The sequence below is a fragment of the Gemmiger formicilis genome, assembly GCF_900167555.1.
Lineage (GTDB): Bacteria > Bacillota > Clostridia > Oscillospirales > Ruminococcaceae > Gemmiger > Gemmiger formicilis.
This window is the reverse complement of record NZ_FUYF01000004.1, coordinates 207305-228754: the sequence shown is the minus strand read 5'-3', so window position 1 is coordinate 228754 and position 21450 is coordinate 207305. Positions and strand designations below refer to the sequence as shown.

The following is a 21450-nucleotide window of genomic DNA, read 5'->3' as shown; positions in this document are numbered from 1 at the left end:
CATTGCCATTCCACACCATACCCCAGTCGGTCCAGCGTGTTAAGGATCGTCGCAAATGTCCGCCCTCCGTCATGAGATAACAGGCCGGGTACATTTTCAAACAGCAGATACGAAGGCTTCCGGGCTTCAGCCAGGCGGGCCAGTTCAAAGAAGAGAGTGCCGCGTGGATCTCCGAATCCTTTTCGGGAGCCTGCAATGCTGAAAGTCTGGCAAGGAAATCCGCCGCAGAGTAACTGGAAATCGGGCATGGCGCTGGGGTCGGCTTTTCGGGCATCTTCAATGAACCACTCTCCCTTCGTGTCAAACAGGGCGTTGTAACTGCGGTTGGCGTATTTGTCGATTTCGCAGTGTCCTACGCATGTAAAGCCTCCGGCACGGGTCAGTCCCTCGCGGAAACCGCCGATGCCGGAGAACATATCTACGAACTTGATCAAGGGCACAACTCCCGATGGGGATGTTTGCCGCATCTGCGAAGGTGCTTAATAGGCGCCCCTCATCAAAAACAAAAGCAGCCCGTCACAGGCTGCACCGAACAAGATTTTTTTACCGTTCATAATGTATAAACCTCCTTTTTCCTTCTGCTTTTCTACCTATTATTAAAACATTGGAATCACCCCCTACAGTGAATTCAGGAAATCGAGCGCAGAGTCCGGTATAGCATTCTCTGACAGTGGGCTTGGAACAGCGCCGGTTATGTTGACTGCCTGCAACTCCTCCCGCACCACCTTGCGGATGCTTTTCTCCAGCCTATCCGTCTGTTCTGCCGCAAGGATACTCTGCACCAGAAACTCTTTGCGTTTGGCAGGCGGCACCTGCTGCAGCAACGCCCACGCGCCGCGGTGCTGTGGGTCGCTGAGGTTCGGGCGGAAAACATACTGCGGGCGTTTCATGCCTCGCTTTTACGGCGCGACACGGCGGCCAACGCGCGCTCGAACCCGACAGCGTTCACCTTGTCGTCCAGCAGGAAAATCGTCTTACAAAGGCCGTCTTTGGGGCTTAGGTGGCGGCTCACCACCGATGCGCCGCCGCCCAGCAGCACGGCGGGGATAGCGTGCAGATCGAAACCGGCTTCCATCGTGGCAGACAGCAGATGTTCGGTGTACTTGCGCCCCTGCCGGTTCACAATGTCGCGCACCGTATCGCTGACCGTGCAGGGCTGACCTGCCAGCATATTTTCGATTTGGGCATCCGTGAGGGACAGCCCGGTTTCGCGCCGCACCTGTTCCCGGATGTCATCCACGCAGCGGATCATGCCGAGCTCCAAGCTGTGCGCAGTGTCAGCCGCAGGGATGGCGTTGTCGATGCGCATGAGGTCCACTGTCCAGCCGCCCAAGTCCATGAGGAGCATGGACGGTTCGTCCTGCAAAAGCCCCATTTCGGTCATAAGGGCGGCGTAGCCTTGAGGGAAGACAGCAACTTCCTCGATGGTAATGCTGTACTCCACGCCCTCAAATTTGAAATTCACGGGCTGGTTGCTCCGCAGCAGATAATCTTTGAACTTGGGTTTGTCGCGTCCGAAACTGGTCAGCGGCAGACCCGCCGCAATGCGCACCGAGCATTCGGGCGGCAAGCCGCGCTGCCGGATTTCTTTTGCAATCGCTGCCAGCGTCAGCAGGTAGTAGTTGTCGTTCGCAGTCTTATCCCGCTGGATAGGCTGCCGCCCTGTGCCACAAACAAAAAAGCACCCGCCAAACTCTAAGAGTCCTTGGCGGGTGTAGGGTTCGTGTTCTCCGTAGCTTGTCAGTCCTGCCGGGAACGAGCAGTGGGCTGTTTTGATGGCGTAGTAGCCGTGGTCGATGCCGATCATGATGCTCATAGTGGAAATCCTCCTTATTATAATTAATAGGTATAAAATGGAAAATCTGAAAACAAACTGAAAACTGCCGGGAAAAACGAAAAATCCCCGCAGCCAACAGGAAATTGGCTGCGAGGAAATTGAAAACATTCTGAAAACAGCAGGATTTATTCTGTTTTTTCTCAAAAGAATTGCCCACTCCCCTGCCGCAATTCAGAATTTTGCGGGAAGATGAGGCAATAAAAATGTCCAACAGTCTGAAAACCGCTGGACATCTTTATAAAACGCAACTCGAAAATTGGCTGTCGAAACCGCCAATTTTCAACGATACAACAAAGAAAAAAGACTGTGACATCTTTTTCATCACAGTCTTATGGAGGTGACGACCAGATTTGAACTGGTGAATGAAGGTTTTGCAGACCTTTGCCTTACCACTTGGCCACGTCACCATATAAGTGAAAACTGATGTTTACCAATCTCCACTGTTTTTTGGAGCGGCCGACGAGGCTCGAACTCGCTACCTCCACCTTGGCAAGGTGGCGCTCTACCAGATGAGCTACGGCCGCAGGATGTGTATTCTTTGCGAAGAATACACAAGAAATGGTGCCTCCGATCGGAATCGAACCAATGACACGGGGATTTTCAGTCCCCTGCTCTACCGACTGAGCTACAGAGGCAAATGGCGACCCGAATCAGGCTCGAACTGACGACCTCTAGCGTGACAGGCTAGCGTTCTAACCAACTGAACTACCGGGCCATATTAAGTGGAAGTTAACGGGCTCGAACCGCTGACCCTCTGCTTGTAAGGCAGATGCTCTCCCAGCTGAGCTAAACTTCCCCATAATGGAGCGGCCGACGAGGCTCGAACTCGCTACCTCCACCTTGGCAAGGTGGCGCTCTACCAGATGAGCTACGGCCGCATATTGGAGAGTTTTTGCTCAATCGCTCTCTCCGGGCGACGTTTGTTATTATAAACTATATGAGCGGAAAAGTCAAGCGTTTTTTACATTTTTTTGCATAAATTTTTATGCGTTTTCGCTCGGCACATTTTCGACGGTGGAAGGCCAGTTTTTGAGCAGTTCATTCAGGTCCACCTTATAATTCTTGTTGCAGAACTGGCAGTTCACCTCGGCAACGGGGTCCTCGTCGCGCATGCGCTCGACCTCCTTTTTGCCAAGGGAGCGGATCATCTTTTCAACGCGCTCAAGGCCGCAGTCGCACTTGTAGGTCACATGGTAACTGTCGAGAATATCGGGTGCAAAGCCGGCCAGAGCCAGCTCCAGCATATCGCGGACGCTCCTGCCCTCCTCGAGCATTGTCGTCACACTGGGCATGGCCTTGATGTTCTTCTCGAGGTGCTCGATCTCCTCCTCGGTTGCGCCGGGCAGCAGCTGCACGACAAAGCCGCCCGCGCAGCGGACGCTCAGGTCCTTATCGACGAGCACGCCCAGCGCGCAGACAGTGGGCACCTGCTCACTGATAGCAAAATAGGTCGTGATGTCCTCGGCGATCTCACCGGAGGTCAGCGGCACCTGACCGATGTACGGCTCGCGCATACCCAAGTCACGAATGACGTCCAGCGTGCCGTCCTTGCCGACGGCTGCGCCGACGTTCAGATGGCCGTCAGCTCGCGGGGGAAGTTCCACAACGGGGTGCTCGACGTAGCCCTTGACGTTGCCGGTGCCGTCGGAAACGGCCAGCAGGCGGCCTGCGGGGCCGCCGCCCTTGATCTGCAGCGTCACCGAGTCCTGGGTGCTTTTGAGCATAATGCCCATCATCGAGGTTGCCGTCAGCAGGCGGCCCAGGGCAGCGGTGGTGACGGCGCTGGTCTTGTGCAGGCGCTCCATCTCGCGGACGATTTCCGTAGAGTCAACACCGTAAAACACGATACCGCCGTTTTCGGAGATACCGCGCAGCATGTTATGATTCTGTTCCATTTGCTTTTTCCTCTTGTGTGTATTGCTTGACAGCCGTGATGATCCAGCGCGGGCTGTCGCCGCGCACCGGGCCAAAGCTCTCGCCGTCGGCGACTTTGGCCACGGTGAAGCCGTACTTTTCCAACAGGGCGCACACGGTGTCCAGCGCGTAGCTGTACTCGCTGAACGCCTCGCGGAAGTGCTCCCCCGTCTCGTGGTAGTCAATGTTGATGGTAATATCCACCCGCTGCGCCGTCTCGTCGTAGCGGTTCGACCAGTGACAGTCGGCGTCCTCGGCCTCGATGTCAAAGGTCTGGCCTGCCAGAATGTGCCGGTGCTTATAGGGCGTATTCAAGTCAAAAATGAACACGCCGCCCCGCTCCATAAAGTAGGCAGCCTTGCGGATGGCCTTCTCAAAATTTTCCTGCGGGCCAATGTGGCTGTAGGTGTCAAACGTGGACACCGCGGCGCGGATCGTGCCGTACAGGTCCAGGTCCAGCAGGTCCTGCTTCAGCAGCAGCAAGCGGCCCGTCAGGCCCAGCTCGTCGGCCTTTTCGCGCAGGACACTGAGCATCTCCTCGGAGCGGTCAATGCCGATGACATCATACCCTGCCTGGGTCAGCATCAGGGTCAGATCGCCGGTGCCGCAGCCCAGGTCGGCCAGGATGCCGTCTGTGATGCCGTGGGCCTTCAGCTCGTCGGTAATATAGCCGTACAGCGCGTCATAGTCAGCCTCGCCGTTGAACTCGTCGTAGAAATAGGCAAACTCGTTGTAGGCCATCGGTCAGTCCTCTGTCTCGGGGGTCATGCTGGCCTCAAGCAGCGCACGCAGCTCGTCCATGCCCAGCCCGTTCTCGGCGCTGGTCAGCACAACGCCCTGGCAGCCGTAGGGAGCGCAGATCTTTTCAAATTCTTCTTTGCGGGCGGCCATCTCGCTCTTTTTCAGCTTGTCGCCCTTGGTCAGCGCGGCCACAAACGGAATACGGTGGTAGTGCAGGTACTCAAGCATCTGCACATCGTCAGCGCTGGGCGCGTGGCGGCTGTCCAGCAGCTGGACAAGCAGGCAGACCGCACGATCCGCCTCAAAATAGCTGTTGATCAAATCGTCCCACCGCTCGCGCTCGGCGTTGGAGACCTTGGCGTAACCGTAGCCGGGCAGGTCGACAAAGTAGGCCGTATCAACGCGGTAGAAGTTGATGGTTGCCGTTTTGCCCGGCGTGGCGCTGACGCGGGCCAGCTTCTTGCGGTTGCAAAGCTTATTGATGAGGCTCGACTTGCCGACGTTGGAGCGGCCCGAAAATACGATTTCAGGGCGGTCACTGTCCGGCAGCTGGCGGGACAGACCGTAGGACGCGAGGAATTCGCTGTTGTTGTAGTTCATGGGTGTTCCTTTATGTTCTGGGTGTGCTGTGTATTGCGGGGCGTCGAGGACGCCGCCCCCCACATGCGCGGCACGGCGTAGTGCGGGCGGATATGGAATCCGCCCCTACGGATGTGGCTGTATAGGGGTCAATGCTTGTCATCGACCCGCGGACTTGGCGGCTGCCGTTCTGCTCCGTGGCGGATATGGAATCCGCCCCTACGGGGGTTGTGCTGTAGGGGGCAATGCCCGTCATCGGCCCGCGGGCGGGTGCGGGCCTCCGTCCCTACAGAGTGGCATTCAAGGCGAATTACATCACCGCGGCGGGCTCCTTATGTCCCTCGGCGGGCTTGTCGTTGGCGATGAGAGAGGTTGCCTGCGGCACACCACGGACAGCGCGGGCGGGGGTGCGGCCCGGGCGCACAAGGGCGTGCTTCAGCACCTCGGACAGCGTGCCCACGGGGATGAAGCGCACCTTCTCCTTGACCTCGGCGTCCACCTCATACAGGTCGCTGGCGTTATCCCTGGGGATGAGCACCGTCGAGATGCCCTCGCGGAAGGCCGCCATACTCTTTTCCTTCAGACCGCCGATGGGCAGCACGTTGCCGTGCAGCGTGATCTCTCCGGTCATGGCCAGGTCGTGGTTGACCGGGATACCGGACAGCGCCGAAATCAGCGCCGTCGTCAGTGTGACACCCGCGGAGGGGCCGTCCTTCGGCACAGCGCCCTCGGGGGCATGGATGTGCAGGTCGATGTTCTTGAACTTGTCGGGCGTGATGCCGTATTCTTCGGCGTGGACCTTGGCGTAGGTCACGGCGAGCTGGGCGCTCTCCTTCATGACATCACCGAGGCTGCCGGTGATCTCGATTTTGCCGGTGCCGTTCGGGATGACGGCGACCTCAACAGGCAGCATCTCGCCGCCGACACTCGTCCACGCCAGACCGTTGGCAATGCCCACGGCGTCCTTGCGGGAGATAAACGTCGGCTTGACCTTTTCGGGGCCGAGCAGCTCCTTGACCATCGCTGCGGAAACGCTGATCTTCTCGGCCTCCCCTGCCGCGATCTTCTGCGCACATTTGCGCAGTACCGACGTGATGGTGCGTTCCAGATTGCGCACGCCGGCCTCGCGGGTGTAGCCGTCGATGATGGCATACAGTGCGCTGCCCGTCAGGGTCACGCGCCCCTCCAGGCCGTTGTTTTTCAGCTGCTTGGGCAGCAGATGGCGCTTGGCGATGTTGAATTTTTCGGTGCGGGTGTAGCTGGGCAGCTCGATGACATCCATGCGGTCATAGAGCGGGCCAGGGATCGTGGAGGCATCGTTCGCCGTCGTGATAAAGAGCACCTCGCTCAAATCAAACGGAATATCGAGGTAGTTATCCTTAAAGGTGCGGTTCTGCTCGGGGTCCAGCACCTCGAGCAGTGCGCTGGACGGGTCTCCCTTGTAGTCGCCCGCCAGCTTGTCGATCTCGTCGAGCAGGATGACCGGGTTCGTGGACTTGGCCGTCGTGATGGCGCTGATGATGCGGCCCGGCATCGCGCCGATGTAGGTGCGGCGGTGGCCGCGGATCTCGGCTTCATCGTGGACACCGCCCAGGCTCATGCGGGCAAATTTGCGGTCCATGCACTCGGCAATGGAGTGCGCAATGCTCGTTTTGCCGACGCCCGGAGGGCCGACAAGGCAGATGATCTGCCCCTTGACGTCCTGGTTCAGCTTGCGCACAGCCAGCAGCTCGAGAATGCGTTCCTTGACCTTCTGCAGGCCGTAGTGCTCACGGTCCAGCACCTTGCGGGCGTGGGCCTGGTCAAGGTCGTCCTCGGTGGCGGTGTGCCACGGCAGGGCCAGGCAGGCATCCAGATAGCTGCGGATAACGCCGCTCTCGGCGCTGCTGCCCTGCATACGGGCCAGACGGTCACACTCTTTCAGCAGCTTTTCGGTGGATTCTTCATCAAGGTTCAGTGCCTTAACTTTCCCGCGGTATGTATCGGCCTCGGCGCGGGTGTCCTCGGCGTCGCCGAGCTCCTCACTGATGACATTCATCTGCTCACGCAGGTAGTATTCGCGCTGGCCCTTGTCCATGCGGGCGTTGACCTTGTCGTCCAGGTCGCGCTCGATGTCCATGATCTGGCATTCCTGCCGCAGCAGGGTCAGCAGCTTTTCGAGGCGGCCCAGCAGGGTCGATTCGTTCAGGATAACCTGCTTATCCTCATACTTGAACAAGAGGTTGGCGGGCATGTACTCGCTCAAATACAGCGGCGAATCGGAGGAAACGATGTTATAGACGACATCCTTGGAAATTTGCGGGCTGTAGGACAGGTACTCCTCAAAGCAGTCCTTCAGGCTGCGGACGAGAGCCTCGACCTGGTTGCGCTTGTCGGCAGGGATGCCGCGCACCGCCACGGGGCGTACCGTTGCCTGCAGATACTTTTCGCCGGCGTCGAGCTCCAGCAGACGGGCACGGGTCTTGCCCTCGACGAGGACCTTCACGAGGTCGTCGGAGACGCGCAGCACCTGCTTGATTTCGGCAATGACACCGTAGGCATATAGGTCGCGAAGGGCCGGTTCTTCCTCATCCATCTCGCGCTGGGCGACGAGAAAGACGCTGCTGTTGGCGTGCATGGCGGCCTCGATGGCGGCAATGGACTTGGTGCGGCCCACCTCAAAATGGACTACATTGTTGGGGAAAACCACCAGCCCGCGCAGGGCGATGGCCGGCAGATGCACCACATTGCGGGCGATCTTGATCTTTACTTTTTCAGACATTCTTACTCTCCCATAGCCTGCAGAACAGGCGTCTTGTTTGCGTTTGCGGCAAGCTCCGGCGGCAGCAGGATGCGCGCCGCACTGTGCGCGATCTCCGCGTGCATCCGCAGCTGGGGCGAGCATTCGCCGTCCAGCGTTGTGATGAGCGGGTTGCCGTCCAACACCTCTATGTCAATGCTGCCTGTACGGAAAAACGTCATGTACGGGGCGAATTTTTCGGTGATGGTGTCACCCTCCGAAAGGTGCTTCCCTTTTTTGTAGCTGCCCAGCAGCCCCGGCAGCTTTAAACGCGGCACGGGCCGCAGCAGCACCACATCCAGCAGACCGTCGGTCATGCTGGCGTGGGGCGCGGCGCAGTAGCCGCCGCCGTACTGCTGGCCGTTGCAGACCGCCAGCATCATGAAGGTGTCCTCCAATTGGCGGTCATCGGCGGTGATGCGCAGACGGTGCCTGAAGGTGCTGCACACGGCCTCGAGAATCGACAGTGTGTAGGCCGTTGTGCCGCCGCAGAAGGGCACGCGCCGCCATTTGGGGATGCCGTTGGCGACCTGGGCGTCGATGCCCGCGGCATAGATGTCGATGCCGCACCCCTGGGGCGTGCGGATGACGTCCGCTGCGAACGGCTGTGCGGCCAACTGTGCGTCAAGGTCCAGGAACTGCGCCTGCGTGCCAAAGTTGCGCACATAGTCATTGCCGCTGCCGCAGGGCACGCAGCCGATAGCGGCGTTCGGGTGGCCGACGGTACCCTGCAATATTTCGTTCAGCGTGCCGTCGCCGCCGCAGGCGTAGAGGTATACTTCTTCCCCGCCGGCGGCGTATTGGGCGGCCAGGTCGCGGGCCTGCCCGGCGCGGCGGGTCACCTCAATGGTAGGATGAAGCCCTGCGCGGCTGGCAGCGGCGTGGATCTGCGGGATGAGCGCCACGCTGGCGTCCACCTTGCCCGCCGTTGGGTTTATGATAAAAATATGCTGCATCGGTTTGTCCCTTTCAGCATCGGTTACTTGCGGTCTACAGATACTAATTATTGTAGCTTTTTTGCCGCAAAAGTGCAATACCTTGGAGGAAATTGGTTGACGGAGAGATTGGCTTTTCCCCTCGGAGAAAGCTGTCAGTGGCCCCGACCACTGACTGATGAGGGGCGGATATGCCGTTGCTGCCCGGTAAAGTGCTGCGGCGGCAAGGTCTGCCCTCATCCGGCCCTGCGGGGCCACCTTCCCCCGAGGGGGAAGGCTTAGGAGTTCTCCCACACAGCCAGAATTTCGGTAACCTTTGCAAATATCGCGGCACTGGAGGTTTCGGGCTTTAAAATGCCGTCCTGCAAAACGGTAATGGTATACCGCGGGTCGTCCGCCGGGTAAAAGCCGCTGAACCAGTAGTTGAGAAGCTCCTCGCCGTTCTCGTCGTACTGGCCGGTCTGCGCTGTGCCGGTCTTGCCGCCTGCCGTGCCGGTTTTGGGCTGTGCCTCGCTGCCGATCCCCTCCGACACGACGGAGGCCAGCATGCTGCGCAGCACCCGTGCCGTGGCCGCATCAAAGACCGTGCGGGTGTCAGCCGTCCGGGTCTGCCCGGTAAGCGTGCCGTCGGCGTCAACAATTCCCTGTACAAAGGCCGGTGTCCTGTACATGCCGCCGTTTGCGACAGTGTTCATCATGGCTGCAATTTGCAGCGGCGTCACGGTCAGCGCCCCCTGACCAAAGCTGAACGTCGCCAGCTCGCCTGGGTTTTCAAGCGCGGCGGCATCGGGCAGTGTGCCCGATGCGCCTTGCAGGCCGGGCGCAAGCTGCGTGGCCGTGCCGAAGCCGAGTGTCTCTGCCATTTTGCGGATGCGCTGTGCCCCCAGCAGACGGCCCAGCTCGATGAAATAGGTGTTGCAGCTTTGTTCCAGCGCGCCGCGCAGGTTGACCACGCCGTGGGCGCGGCCCAGTGCACAGCGGTAGGTCTGCCCGGCAACCTCGACCTCACCCGTGCAGTCGTGGGTGTACCAGTCAAGGCCGCTCTCGTAGGCGGCTGCAGCCAGCACGACCTTGAACACCGACCCGGCACTGAATGCGCGGAGAGGCCGGTTGAGCAGCGAGGTATCGTTGGCGGCAATGCTGGCGGCAACATTCTGCGGGTCAAACGACGGCATACTGACAGAGGCAAGCACCTCGCCGGTGGCCGTGTCCATCACAACGATACAGCCGCGCGGCAGATACACCGTGGCCAGGCCCTCACAGGCGCGCTGCAGGTCGGCGTCCAGCGTCAGCCGCACGCCCTGCCCCGTGCCGGGTGTTTCCACCGCCACAAGCGGGCTTGTGTCCGTCAGCAGGCGTCCCTGCGCGGTCATAAAGCAGGTCACAATGCGCGCGTCTCCGGAGGCGGTCAACAGGTCGTCGTAGGCTTTTTCCAGGCCGGACACGCCGCGGCCCTCGCTGTCCAGATAGCCCAGCAGGTGCGCGGCGGTGCTGCCGCCGAAATGCTGCGGCACGGTGCAGGTCGTGATGCCCTGCGCGGTCAGGTCGCGGTCCACCTGTATCAAAAAGGGACTTGCAAGGTTGCGGCGCTCATACAAAAGGCTCTGCACCGCATACGGGACATACGGAAACAGTGCCGTGTACCCGGCGTCTCCGGGCAGGCAGAGTGCGTAATACTGCGGGGCAAGGCCGGTCAGCCTGCGGCCTGTGCGGTCATAGAAATCGCCCCGGGCGCGCGGCAGGGCCAGCGTCTGAACACTCTGCCCACCCGCACTGGCGGCATAGGCCGTCTGCTGCCCCACCCAGTAGGTGCGGCAGAGCACGACGCCCGCCAGCAGCACCAGCACAGCGCAAAGCCCATGCAACCGACGCAGAGACAAGGCACATCCCCCCGGTGGAAGTATGGGCGGCGGGTCAACCTAAAATACCTCTATTACCCATATAATTTTGGGTTGAGTCCTGTTAATTGCGCAGCCTCCTGACAGCCCAAAGCACCAGATACACCGCCGCCACGCAGGGCAGAAAACCCATGGCGTCAATCGCAACGTCGCTCAACTGCGCGGCACGGCCCGGCACAAAATACTGGTGGAGCTCATCACCGGCCGCGTACAGCATACACAGCGCCGATGCCAGCAGTGCCTTTTGCCGCAGCGTAACGCGGTGCAGCCACAGCTGCACGGTCACGGCCATGCTGACGCCGAGGGCACAGTAGATATAGATGTGCGCCCACTTGCGGACGTTGGCGTTCAGGTTTGTGGTGCTGAACCACAGCGGCGTGATGGCTTTTATCCTGCTGGCCTGCACGGTCTCGGTAACGGCGCGGCTGACCTTGGTGGACAGCTCCGCCGGCTGCGAGGACAAGACAAAGATCACTGCCATAATTGCCAGCGTAACGGCCAGTGCCGGATATTTTGCGTATTTTTTCATGGCGGCTCCCCCGCTGCGTTATTTCTGTCTATTATAGCACACTTTGCCGGTTTATACAAAAAGGCCGAAGCCTCTATTTTTCGGAGACTTCGACCTTAAGGCAACACCACACAATTCCCGCCTAGCGGCTCAAGCACCGCTCCAGCGGGAATTATGCGGTGTTGCCTTATATTTTAACGATTTTCAAAACGAATTTCAAACGTTTTTCCTGGAAAGTTTCAATACAGCTCCGCGATGATGTCCACGCACTTGTCGATACCGATGACGCCGCTGTCTAGCGTCAGGTGATAATTTTGAGCGTGTCCCCACTTCATGTTGGTGTATAAGCGGTGATAGGCGGCCCGGCGTTTATCCTTATCCCGCAGGCGCTCCTCCGGGGACTGCTCCCGTTCGCCGTACACCTTGACGATGCGCTCTGCACGGAACTTCATATCCGCGTGGATAAAGACTTTCAGGCAGTCTGCCTTGTCCCGCAGAATACAGTCGGCACAACGGCCAACAATGACGCAGGGACCCTTTTCCGCCAGCTCCGTGATGACCTTGTACTGATGCTCCCACAGAATATCCTCGTTGGTGGGGCCGAACATTCGGTTGGAAAAAGCTGCCGATAGGAAGCTCCCAGGTGCGTACTCTCCTGCTTCTTTTACATAGTCCGGTGCAAAACCTGTTTTCTTTGCCATTTCCTGAATGATCTCTGCGTCATAGCACGGAATACCCAGCTTTTCCGCCACCTTTTTGCCGATGGTGCGTCCGCCGCTGCCAAATTCGCGGCTGATGGTAATGACTCTGTTTTTCATACTTTCTGCACTCCTTCCGCATTCAATTCCCGATAGGTTTTCACGATGATGATCGCCGAGATGATAAAGGTCAGAATATCCGACACCGGCATGGAATACAGTACGCCGTCCAAACCAAAGAACACAGGCAACAACAGAGCAAAGCCCACACCGAACACCACCTCACGGAACATGGACAGCAGCGTGGATGTCAGCGCCTTGCCGACTGCCTGCAAGAAGATAAAGCACGCCTTGTTGACGCAGGCCAGCACCATCATGCAGAGATAGGTGCGGAACGCCTTAATAGCAAAGTCCGTATAGTAGCCGCTCTCATTGGCTGCACCGAAAATGGCGATGAGCTGCCGAGGGAACCCCTCTGCCATCACCAGCGCCACTGCCCCCACCAGTGCTTCGGCAATCAGCAGCTTGGTGAACAGCTCCCGAACACGCAGTTTCTTCTCCGCACCCATGTTATAGCCCACGATGGGGATGCAGCCTGCCGCCATGCCGACCACGATGGAAATGACGATCTGGAAGAACTTCATCACAATGCCGACCACAGCCATGGGGATCTGCGCGTATTGCTCCTGTCCGAACACAGCGTCCAGAGCGCCGTATTTGCGGAGCATATTGTTGATGGCCGCCATGGCCGCCACCAGACTGATCTGCGAAAGAAAACTGGTGATACCCAGCGTCAGCATTCGTCCGCAGACAGTTCCCCGCAGTGCATAATCGCCGGACGCAGGCTTGATGATCTTCATGTGCAGCAGATACCACACAGCAAGAAACGCCGTTGCCACCTGACCGATGACCGTGGCCACTGCCGCACCCATCATACCCCATTTAAAGACAAAGATGAAAATTGGGTCGAGGATAATGTTGATAGCAGCGCCTGCCAATGTGGAGATCATGGCGAACTTGGGGTTGCCGTCGGCACGGATGATGGGGTTCATGGCCTGCCCGAACATATAGAATGGGATGCCCAGCGTGATATAGAAGAAGTACTCCTGCGAGTGGCGGAAGGTCTCCTCATTCACCGTGCCGCCGAACATGGCGATGATGGTGTTTGCGAAAATGAGGTATACCGCCGTCAGAACAAGACTGCTGACGACAGATAACACCACCGCGTTGCCCACGCTTTGCTTGGCCTTATCCACCTCGTTTCTGCCCAGCGCCATGCTGACGAAGGCGCAGCAGCCGTCGCCCAACATGACGGCGATAGCCAGCGCCACCACCGTCAGCGGGAACACCACCGTATTGGCGGCGTTGCCGTAGGAGCCGAGGTAGCTGGCATTGGCGATAAAAATCTGGTCAACGATGTTGTAAAGTGCGCCTACCAGCAGCGAGATAATGCAGGGGATGGCGTACTGCCGCATGAGCTTGCTCACACGCTCCGTCCCCAAGAACTGATTTCCGGTTTCCAAAAAAATCACCTTTCTTTCAAAAAATAAAAAATGCGTAAGTCCCAGAACATCCGGACTTACGCATTTCTGCTACACGATTTGCCTATGAAGTTTTCGCTCATCTTGCCATTTCTCACCCGATTCCGCAAAAAAAGGCGCGTGGCTGCTCTGCAACTGGATTTACGCAGAAACGCCACACGCTGTACCTTTATTATAGCGGATTTGGATGGAAATTTCAAATGCTTTTTGAATGATTTTCGTCTCGTCGATCCTACTTTTTGCAATCACCATGCTGCCGGATAACATAAAAATCGGCACCTGCTTTTGAGGCAGGTGCCGATTTCTGTTACCCTATAATGCGCTTGAATTTTTGGCGTAAGTGGCGTAAGTTAGGCGTAAATTCGCTTTTGCGCATCCAAAAAATCAAGCAATTTCAAGGCTTTGCGGCGTCTCTTAGTACATGCCGCCCATATCAGGGGCCGGAGCAGCCGGAGCCGGGGGTTCCGGCAGGTCAGCGACAAGGCTCTCGGTGGTCAGGACCATCGCGGCGACGCTGGCGGCGTTCTCCAGAGCGGAACGGGTGACCTTGGTCGGATCGACGATACCGGCCTCGATCATATCCTCGACGTACTCCTCCTTCTGGGCATCAAAGCCGTAGTTGGGCTTGTTGGCCTTCAGGATGTTGTCGATAACGACGCTGCCCTCGAGGCCAGCGTTGGCAGCGATCTGGCGCAGAGGAGCCTCCAGCGCTTTGCGGACGATCTTCGCACCGGTGCGCTCGTCGCCCTCCAGCTCGCCGACCAGCTTGTCGACAGCGGGAATAGCGTTGATGGTGGCCGTGCCGCCGCCAGCGACGATGCCTTCCTCAACAGCGGCCTTGGTCGCGTTCAGGGCATCCTCGATGCGCAGCTTCTTGTCCTTCATCTCGACCTCGGTAGCGGCACCGACCTTGATGACGGCAACGCCGCCGGCCATCTTGGCCAGGCGCTCCTGCAGCTTCTCGCGGTCAAAGTCAGAGGTCGCAACGGCGATCTGGCTGCGGATCTGGGCAACACGGTCTGCGATAGCCTGCTTGTCACCGGCACCGCCGACGATGGTGGTGTTCTCCTTGGTGACCTTGACCTGGCGGGCCTTGCCGAGCAGCTGCATGGTGGCGTCCTTCAGCTCATAGCCCAAGTCGCTGCTGATAACCGTGCCGCCGGTCAGGGTGGCGATATCCTGCAGCATCTCCTTACGGCGATCACCAAAGCCGGGTGCCTTGACAGCGACAACGTTCAGACCGCCGCGCAGACGGTTGATGATGAGGTTGGACAGAGCGTCGCCCTCGACATCCTCTGCAATGATCAGCAGCTTGCGGCCGGACTGGATGACCTGCTCGAGCAGAGGAACCACATCCTGGAAGACGCTGATCTTCTTGTCGGTGATCAGGACAGAGCAGTCGTCGTAGACGGTCTCCATCTTCTCGGTATCGGTGACCATGTAGGGGGTCACATAGCCGCGGTCAAACTGCATACCCTCGACGACCTCGGTGTAGGTCTCGGCAGTGGTCTTGTTCTCCTCGATGGTGATAACACCGTCAGCGGTGACCTTCTCCATTGCGTCAGCGATCAGCTGACCGATCTCGGCATCGCCTGCAGAGACAGTGCCAACACGGGCAATGTCCTTGCTGCCGTTGACCTTCTGGCTGTGCTGCTTGACAGCATCGACAGCAGCGGCGACGGCCTTCTGCATGCCGCGCTTGATGTCCATCGGGTTTGCACCGGCGGTGACGTTCTTCATACCCTCATTGACGAAGGCCTGTGCCAGAACGGTAGCGGTGGTCGTACCGTCACCGGCGGCGTCGTTCGTCTTGGTGGCGACCTCGCGAACGAGCTGTGCGCCCATGTTCTCGAACTCGTCCTTCAGCTCGATCTCCTTGGCGATGGTGACACCGTCATTGGTGATGAGCGGGCTGCCGAACTTCTTGCTCAGCACAACATTGCGGCCCTTGGGGCCCAAGGTGACCTTAACAGTGTTGGCCAGCTGGTCGATACCTGCGCAAAGCGCCTTGCGGGCGTCCTCGCCCTGCTTGATCTGTTTAGCCATAATGAATCTCTCCTTTTATCTGAAAGAAATCGGTGAAATCAAATTTACTCGACGATTGCGAGGATGTCGCTCTGGCGGACGATAGTGCATTCCTCGCCGTCAACCTTGACCTCGGTGCCGGAGTACTTGCTGGTCAGGACCTTGTCGCCGACCTTGACGATCATCTCAACGTCCTTGCCATCCACATTGCCGCCGGGGCCGACTGCGATGACCTCGGCAACCTGGGGCTTCTCCTTGGCGGAGCCGGACAGGATTAGGCCGCCCTTGGTGGTTTCTTCTTCTTCGACCAGCTTAATGACAACGCGGTCTGCAAGAGGTTTGATTTTCATAGTGGAAGTTCCTCCCTATAAAAGATTTCTCTTTTGATTTTTAGTTTAGCACTCAATCTCTCTGAGTGCTAAATATATAATACTCACTTTACTGCAAAAAATCAAGTGTTTTCTATATAAAATTTTTGTGAACAAAAACACACCGGCGCATTCCTGCACCGGTGTGTTTGCAAATTATTGCTGGGACGCCATATTTTTGTAGCGCGGGCGCATCATGCCGTGCTCGATGTGTGGCTCGCCCCCTGCCACCGTATCCGCATCGATGGTCACCTTTGTGATGGTGGCGTCCGACGGGATGTCGTACATGATCGGAATCAGCAGTTCTTCGACGACGCTGCGCAGACCGCGGGCACCGCTCTTGCGTTCCACCGTTTTCTTGGCGATGGCGTGCAGCGCGTCCTCGGTAAAGACGAGCTCGGCATTGTCGAGGTGGAACAGCTCCTTGTACTGGCGCACAATGCTGTTCTTCGGCTCGGTCAAAACTCGGACAAGAGCTTCCTCGTCCAGCGGGTCAAGCACCGTCACAACGGGCAGACGGCCGATCAGCTCGGGGATGAGACCGAACTTGACGAGGTCGTCAGGCTCGACCTTCTTCAGCAGCTTCTGGCGCGTCTCATCCTTGTCCAGCGTTGTGCGCAGCTGGCTGCCAAAGCCGAGGGAGGCGTTGTCGGTGCGCTTCTGAATGAGCTTTTCCAGCCCATCGAACGCACCACCGCAGATGAACAGGATATTCTTCGTGTTGATCTGGATGAACTCCTGCTGCGGGTGCTTGCGTCCGCCGTTGGGCGGCACGTTGCTGACCGTGCCCTCCACGATCTTCAGCAGCGCCTGCTGTACACCCTCACCGCCGACGTCACGGGTGATGGAGGGGTTCTCGCTCTTGCGGGTGATCTTGTCGATCTCATCGACGTAGATAATGCCGATCTCGGCGCGGGCGACGTCAAAATCCGCCGCCTGAATGAGTTTGAGCAGGATGTTCTCGACATCCTCGCCGACGTAGCCTGCCTCGGTGATCGTCGTGGCGTCCGCGATGGCGAACGGCACATTGAGCATCCTGGCCAGCGTCTGGGCCAGCAGCGTCTTGCCGGTGCCGGACGGGCCGAGCATCAGCACGTTGGACTTCTGCAGCTCCACGTCGCTGCTCTCGCGGGAGAGAATGCGCTTGTAGTGGTTGTAAACAGAGACAGCCAGCACCTTTTTGGCGGCATCCTGCCCGATAACATACTGATCCAGCCCCGCCTTGATCTCGGCGGGGGTCAGGATATTGATGCTCTCGAGCGGGTCATAGTCATAGTCCGCACCGGGCTGCGCGTCTGTGCGGCGGCGGTTCCGCGGCATACCGGCGCGCGGCGGGGCCGGGCGCTCGCCGTCCTTGTACAGGGCATTGTTGCACATATCCAGGCAGTCCTTGCAGATATTGACGCCGGGGCCAATGATCAGCTGCTCTACCTCATTTTGCGTCCGCCCGCAGAAGCTGCAGACGAGCTCGCGTCCTTTTCCGTCCTTGCCGGACGTTTGATTTGCCATGTTGTTCCCCCGAATCAGTGTTTATAGAGGATGTCGTCGATCAGGCCGTACTCCTTCGCCTGCTGCGCGGTCATATAGTTGTCGCGCTCGGTGTCGCGGGTGATGACGTCCAGCGGCTGGCCGGTGTACTGGCTGAGCAGCGTGTTCATCTTCTCGCGGATACGCACGATGTGGTCGGCGTGGATCTTGATGTCGGTAGCCTGGCCGGAGATACCCTGCCCGCCGATAAGCGGCTGGTGGATCAGGATCTCGGAGTTCGGCAGGGCAAAGCGCTTGCCCTTGGTGCCACTGGCCAGCAGGAAAGAGCCCATCGAGGCCGCCATGCCGACGCAGATGGTGGAGACATCGCACTTGATGTAGTTCATCGTGTCGTGGATGGCCATACCGTCAGAGATCGAGCCGCCGGGGCTGTTGATATAGAAGTAGATGTCCTTCTCCGGGTCCTGGCCCTCGAGGTACAGCAGCTGTGCTACGATGACGCTGGCAGAGGCGGAGTTGACGTCCTCACTCAGCACAATGATGCGGTCATTGAGCAGGCGGGAGAAGATGTCATAGCTGCGCTCACCGCGCGCAGTCTGTTCGACAACATAAGGTACAAGGCTCATTCTGGTTTCCCTCCTTGGTGCTTTCGATAAAGTATGGGTGATGACAAAGGAACCGATACGGCGGCATAGCTGCGCAACCGTACCGGCCCTTTTACTCAATGTTTACGGATGCCCTCAGGGTGATTACTCGCCCTTGGTCTCCTCTTCCTTCGGCTCCTCGTCCTGCTTGGCGGCAGCCTTCTTGGTGGTCTTGCGGGTGGTCTTTTTGGCGGGCTTCTTCTCCTCGGCAGCACCGGCGACGATGTTGGCCTTGGACTTCACGAAGTCGATTGCCTTGTTGACAGCCAGATCCTTCTTGACGGCGGCAGCATCGACCAGGCTCTTGACCTTGTCGGCCTCCATCTGGTAAGCATCGGCAATGCGCTTGATCTCGGCCTCGAACTCCTCCTCGGTAGCCTCGATGGACTCCTTGGCGACGATAGCCTCCATGGCCAGGCGCATCTTGACCTGCTTGTCGGCCTGCTCACGGAACTGCTCCTTGAACTGCTCCATGGTCATGCCCATATACTGCAGGTACTGCTCGAGCTTGAGGCCCTGCTGGGAGATGCGGTACTGGAAGTCCTGCACCAGCTCCTCGATGCGGCTCTCGATCATGGCGTCGGGAATCTCAGCCTTCATGCCGCCCACGACCTGGTCGATCAGGTCGTTCTCGACCTTCTGGTCAGCCTGCTTCTCGTGGTTGGTCTCGATGCCCTTGCGGATGGAGTCCTTCAGCTCGTCGAGAGTGTCGTACTCGCTGACGTCCTTGGCAAAGTCGTCGTCCAGCTCGGGCAGCTCCTTGTACTGGACCTCATGCAGCTTGATCTTGAAGGTGGCGTCCTTGCCGGCCAGTTCCTCAGCCTGGTACTCCTCGGGGAACTTGACGTTGACGTCGAACTCCTCGCCGGCCTTGTGGCCGACGACCTGCTCCTCGAAGCCGGGGATGAAGGAGCCGGAGCCCAGCACCAGAGAGTAGTGCTCAGCCTTGCCGCCCTCGAAAGCGACGCCGTCAACGAAGCCCTCGAAGTCGATGTCAACGGTGTCGCCGTTCTCGGCAGCACCCTCACGGGTCAGCAGACGGCCATTGCGGTCCTGCATGCGCTTGATCTCGGCGTCAACATCAGCCTCGTCAACAGTCTTGACATCTTTGTTGACGGTTAAACCGGTGTACTCGCCCAGCTCGACCTCGGGCTTGACGGCGACCTTGACCTTCAGGGTAGCGCCCTCGTCCTCGGACATGGAGACGACCTCGGGGTCAGGACGGCCAACGACCTCGATACCAGCCTCCTTGACGGCGGCCTCGTAGTTCTCGGGGAACAGGTCGTTGATGGCATCATACTGGAACAGGTCCTTGCCATACATCTTCTCGATCATGGCCTTGGGAGCCTTGCCCTTGCGGAAGCCGGGGATGGCGTACTTCTTGCCCTCGCGCTTGAAAGCGGTATTGACAGCAGATTTGAAGGTCTCCGCGTCAATAGAGAACTGCAGTTCGACCATGCTCTTTTCGAGCTTTTCACAGGAAATCAGTTTCATTTATAAATTCCTCCAAAAATAGATGTACATAAAAATACAAGTTATTATACCATGCCTGTGCGGAAAATACCAGTCTTTTTTGAATTTTTTAACAAATCAGACGGTAATTTCTGATTTTTCACGGGAAAACACCGCCGCCAGGCAGAAAACCAGCGGCAGACACCCCGCCACAGGCAGGAAATAGCGCATACAGTCATTGACCGGGGACGCAATGCAGGTCAGCCAGAAGATGCCAAGGCCGATAAAAACCGGCAGCACAGGCTTTGCTTTGCAGCGCGCCAGCCAGAGACCAAGCACGGCAGTCAGCCACGCCATGAACCCGATGGACGTTGTAAGCCCCACGAGCGGCAGCTTTTCAAATGCCGAGAGCGCCTGTACAAAAGCATACCGCAGATAGCCGGATTTATCAAGATAGTGGACGTTCATTTCAGACATTTCCATGCAAATGTCATTATTGAACGTGTAGTAATCGTTGATGGCGCGGCATTTCGTGATGGTGTAATACCCGTGGGAGTTTGCGTGCGTTGCCTCAAAATAGCAGACCGGGTGCTTGAGCAGCATTTTGGCCCAGACCAGCATATAGCGGGCCAGGTCACCCTTACCGGGATTTTTGTAGTACTGCTTGACACCATCGGACAGCTCCGGCATGTAGCTTTGGGCAATGGCATCGTAGTCGAGGACCTTCTCGATGGCGGTGCGCTCGCCGTCGGTGACTTCATTGCCGTAGTCGCGGATATAGCGGGCGGTCTGCTGCATCGGGACCGAGAGCGCCTCCCCCACGCTGCCTGCGGGGATGTCGAGGACTTTTTCGGTGAACGTGTCAAACCCGAACGAGCCGATGCAGACGGCCAGCAGCACCGCCAGCACGGGGCGGCGCAGGCGCTTTTCACTCACGGTGAAGGCCGACGCCAGCAGCATCGGCACAACGGCATAGATGCCGTTTTTGCGCAGCAGGCAGCAGAGCACGCCGAGCACCGCGTAAGCGGTCATGCGCGGGCGGCTCCCCTGCCATTCCTGCGGAAAGAGCAGCAGGTCAGCGGTTTTCAGCACGAACAGGACGAACAGTCCCGTGTAGAGCGTATCCTTGACCTGCGTCTGGATGAACGCGCCCCAGATGGGGTCGAGTGCAAAGAATGCTGTGACCGCATACTGCACACCGCGGGAGCAGCCGAGCCTGGCGGCAAAGGCCGTTACCTGCCCGAACACCCACGCGCAGACGAGAAATTGCAATACTATGTAGAGAAACACGCCGAGGTTGTCGCTGCCCAGCGCACGGCCCAGCCGGAACAGCCAGCCGTGCAGCCAGGTGGAGAGCACCGTATGGTGGGCGGTCATCTCCTGCACCCCAAGCACCTGCGAGATCTGCCCCCAGGAGTCCCAGTCCACGGAGCCGGGCCAGAACACGGCGACCCACGGCAGCCACGCCGCGCCGATGAGCAGCGACGACGCGCGGCCCGGTGCCTTGGCGAACCACGCTGCGAAGCGGGTCTGCGGGAAGTCCTCCCCGCCCGTCCGGCTGCGGCCCAGCAGGGCGTACAGCCCCCAGACCGCGTGGTAGAACAGCACCGCGTACCCGGCCATGCAGAGCACGCCGACGCAGAGCTGATACGGATTTTTAAAGACAAACGCCCAGCTGCCCAGCTTGCAGATGCTCAGACCCAATACCTCAGCAATGCCAAAGACAATGCTCAGCACCAGCTCCGTGCGCTTGGGTTTCGCCTCACGCTGACCGCGCACCCAGCAGAGCAGCACGGCCAGCCCCGCGGCGGCAGGCCCCCAGGCCCAGCCGTCCAGCGGAAAATTCTGGTGCAGCATGACCAGCGCCGCAAGCCAGCCGGGCACGGCGTCAAGGTCGAGGCCCGTTGTCTCGTACTGCATGCCGATCAGCAGATCCGCGCGGGCGGTCTCCCAGTCCGGCACCGTAATGACGGCGGACAGTGTTACCGCGCACAAGACCCCCAGCAGCAGCGCCGTGACAATGCTTTTTGTTTTCTGCTTCAT

The 21450-nt window shown here is 58.7% G+C and carries 18 protein-coding genes and 6 tRNA genes; all 24 read right to left on the bottom strand.

Translation table 11 applies throughout. The features are described from left to right. On the bottom strand, positions 1–434 hold a 434-nt coding region (gene dcm / locus B5D32_RS05735), incomplete at its 3' end, for a DNA (cytosine-5-)-methyltransferase (RefSeq protein WP_338108536.1). 183 nt (positions 435–617) lie between these two features. Next, on the bottom strand, positions 618–890 hold the full coding sequence (locus B5D32_RS05730; RefSeq protein ID WP_078784133.1) for a hypothetical protein: 273 nt from the start codon (positions 888–890) through the stop codon (positions 618–620). Beyond that, positions 887–1816, bottom strand: a complete 930-nt coding sequence (locus tag B5D32_RS05725; protein WP_338108535.1) for a ParM/StbA family protein — start codon at positions 1814–1816, stop codon at positions 887–889. Before B5D32_RS05725 ends, B5D32_RS05730 begins: the two co-directional genes overlap by 4 nt. A gap of 353 nt (positions 1817–2169) precedes the next feature. Further along, positions 2170–2244: transfer RNA gene (locus tag B5D32_RS05720), tRNA-Cys, on the bottom strand. A gap of 41 nt (positions 2245–2285) precedes the next feature. Then, positions 2286–2361: transfer RNA gene (locus B5D32_RS05715), tRNA-Gly, on the bottom strand. A 35-nt stretch (positions 2362–2396) separates the two neighbouring features. Then, positions 2397–2472: transfer RNA gene (locus B5D32_RS05710), tRNA-Phe, on the bottom strand. A gap of 3 nt (positions 2473–2475) precedes the next feature. Next, positions 2476–2552, bottom strand: a tRNA-Asp gene (locus B5D32_RS05705). Between the two features lie 8 nt (positions 2553–2560). Beyond that, positions 2561–2633, bottom strand: a tRNA-Val gene (locus B5D32_RS05700). Between the two features lie 6 nt (positions 2634–2639). Then, positions 2640–2715, bottom strand: a tRNA-Gly gene (locus B5D32_RS05695). A 105-nt stretch (positions 2716–2820) separates the two neighbouring features. Beyond that, complete coding sequence (hslO, locus tag B5D32_RS05690; RefSeq protein WP_078784132.1) at positions 2821–3732, bottom strand: Hsp33 family molecular chaperone HslO; 912 nt, start codon at positions 3730–3732, stop codon at positions 2821–2823. Further along, a complete protein-coding gene (locus tag B5D32_RS05685) occupies positions 3716–4492 on the bottom strand; it encodes a class I SAM-dependent DNA methyltransferase (protein WP_078784131.1) in 777 nt (258 codons plus the stop codon). The genes hslO and B5D32_RS05685 overlap by 17 nt, the downstream gene beginning before the upstream one ends. 3 nt (positions 4493–4495) lie before the next feature. After that, entirely contained in the window at positions 4496–5092 is a 597-nt protein-coding gene (yihA, locus tag B5D32_RS05680) for a ribosome biogenesis GTP-binding protein YihA/YsxC (RefSeq protein WP_078784130.1), read from the bottom strand. Positions 5093–5381: 289 nt separating this feature from the next. Then, entirely contained in the window at positions 5382–7832 is a 2451-nt protein-coding gene (lon, locus tag B5D32_RS05675; protein WP_078784129.1) for an endopeptidase La, read from the bottom strand. A 2-nt stretch (positions 7833–7834) separates the two neighbouring features. After that, positions 7835–8806 carry a diacylglycerol/lipid kinase family protein gene (locus B5D32_RS05670; protein WP_078784128.1) on the bottom strand — a complete coding sequence of 324 codons (972 nt, stop codon included), beginning with the start codon at positions 8804–8806 and terminating at the stop codon, positions 7835–7837. Between the two features lie 257 nt (positions 8807–9063). After that, entirely contained in the window at positions 9064–10665 is a 1602-nt protein-coding gene (locus B5D32_RS05665; protein WP_078784127.1) for a peptidoglycan D,D-transpeptidase FtsI family protein, read from the bottom strand. A gap of 82 nt (positions 10666–10747) precedes the next feature. Further along, on the bottom strand, positions 10748–11212 hold the full coding sequence (locus B5D32_RS05660; protein WP_078784126.1) for a VanZ family protein: 465 nt from the start codon (positions 11210–11212) through the stop codon (positions 10748–10750). A 218-nt stretch (positions 11213–11430) separates the two neighbouring features. Next, the gene (locus B5D32_RS05655; protein ID WP_078784125.1) at positions 11431–12009 is read right to left on the bottom strand and encodes a cytidylate kinase-like family protein; all 579 of its coding nucleotides are present in this window, start codon (positions 12007–12009) and stop codon (positions 11431–11433) included. After that, positions 12006–13412, bottom strand: coding sequence for an MATE family efflux transporter (locus B5D32_RS05650; RefSeq protein WP_078784124.1), 1407 nt, complete (start codon positions 13410–13412; stop codon positions 12006–12008). The genes B5D32_RS05655 and B5D32_RS05650 overlap by 4 nt, the downstream gene beginning before the upstream one ends. A 432-nt stretch (positions 13413–13844) precedes the next feature. Continuing rightward, positions 13845–15476, bottom strand: a complete 1632-nt coding sequence (gene groL, locus B5D32_RS05645) for a chaperonin GroEL (protein WP_078784123.1) — start codon at positions 15474–15476, stop codon at positions 13845–13847. Positions 15477–15520: 44 nt separating this feature from the next. Continuing rightward, a complete protein-coding gene (locus tag B5D32_RS05640) occupies positions 15521–15805 on the bottom strand; it encodes a co-chaperone GroES (protein WP_078784122.1) in 285 nt (94 codons plus the stop codon). Between the two features lie 174 nt (positions 15806–15979). After that, the gene (gene clpX, locus B5D32_RS05635) at positions 15980–17332 is read right to left on the bottom strand and encodes an ATP-dependent Clp protease ATP-binding subunit ClpX (RefSeq protein WP_078784121.1); all 1353 of its coding nucleotides are present in this window, start codon (positions 17330–17332) and stop codon (positions 15980–15982) included. A gap of 14 nt (positions 17333–17346) precedes the next feature. Beyond that, a complete protein-coding gene (locus B5D32_RS05630; protein WP_078784120.1) occupies positions 17347–17937 on the bottom strand; it encodes an ATP-dependent Clp protease proteolytic subunit in 591 nt (196 codons plus the stop codon). Between the two features lie 123 nt (positions 17938–18060). Beyond that, positions 18061–19449: a trigger factor gene (gene tig, locus B5D32_RS05625; RefSeq protein WP_078784119.1), complete on the bottom strand. Its 1389-nt coding sequence runs from the start codon at positions 19447–19449 to the stop codon at positions 18061–18063. Between the two features lie 96 nt (positions 19450–19545). Then, positions 19546–21450 carry a DUF6020 family protein gene (locus B5D32_RS05620; protein WP_078784118.1) on the bottom strand — a complete coding sequence of 635 codons (1905 nt, stop codon included), beginning with the start codon at positions 21448–21450 and terminating at the stop codon, positions 19546–19548.

Bases quoted from the DNA above. Each gene is read 5' to 3' on its own strand.
- B5D32_RS05730 (WP_078784133.1), bottom strand. From the start codon at position 890: ATGAAACGCCCGCAGTATGTTTTCCGCCCGAACCTCAGCGACCCACAG.
- B5D32_RS05655 (WP_078784125.1), bottom strand. From the start codon at position 12,009: ATGAAAAACAGAGTCATTACCATCAGCCGCGAATTTGGCAGCGGCGGA.
- lon (WP_078784129.1), bottom strand. From the start codon at position 7,832: ATGTCTGAAAAAGTAAAGATCAAGATCGCCCGCAATGTGGTGCATCTG.
- B5D32_RS05685 (WP_078784131.1), bottom strand. From the start codon at position 4,492: ATGGCCTACAACGAGTTTGCCTATTTCTACGACGAGTTCAACGGCGAG.
- B5D32_RS05640 (WP_078784122.1), bottom strand. From the start codon at position 15,805: ATGAAAATCAAACCTCTTGCAGACCGCGTTGTCATTAAGCTGGTCGAA.
- tig (WP_078784119.1), bottom strand. From the start codon at position 19,449: ATGAAACTGATTTCCTGTGAAAAGCTCGAAAAGAGCATGGTCGAACTG.
- B5D32_RS05620 (WP_078784118.1), bottom strand. From the start codon at position 21,450: ATGAAGCAGAAAACAAAAAGCATTGTCACGGCGCTGCTGCTGGGGGTC.
- B5D32_RS05725 (WP_338108535.1), bottom strand. From the start codon at position 1,816: ATGAGCATCATGATCGGCATCGACCACGGCTACTACGCCATCAAAACA.
- yihA (WP_078784130.1), bottom strand. From the start codon at position 5,092: ATGAACTACAACAACAGCGAATTCCTCGCGTCCTACGGTCTGTCCCGC.
- hslO (WP_078784132.1), bottom strand. From the start codon at position 3,732: ATGGAACAGAATCATAACATGCTGCGCGGTATCTCCGAAAACGGCGGT.
- B5D32_RS05670 (WP_078784128.1), bottom strand. From the start codon at position 8,806: ATGCAGCATATTTTTATCATAAACCCAACGGCGGGCAAGGTGGACGCC.
- B5D32_RS05630 (WP_078784120.1), bottom strand. From the start codon at position 17,937: ATGAGCCTTGTACCTTATGTTGTCGAACAGACTGCGCGCGGTGAGCGC.
- B5D32_RS05660 (WP_078784126.1), bottom strand. From the start codon at position 11,212: ATGAAAAAATACGCAAAATATCCGGCACTGGCCGTTACGCTGGCAATT.
- groL (WP_078784123.1), bottom strand. From the start codon at position 15,476: ATGGCTAAACAGATCAAGCAGGGCGAGGACGCCCGCAAGGCGCTTTGC.
- clpX (WP_078784121.1), bottom strand. From the start codon at position 17,332: ATGGCAAATCAAACGTCCGGCAAGGACGGAAAAGGACGCGAGCTCGTC.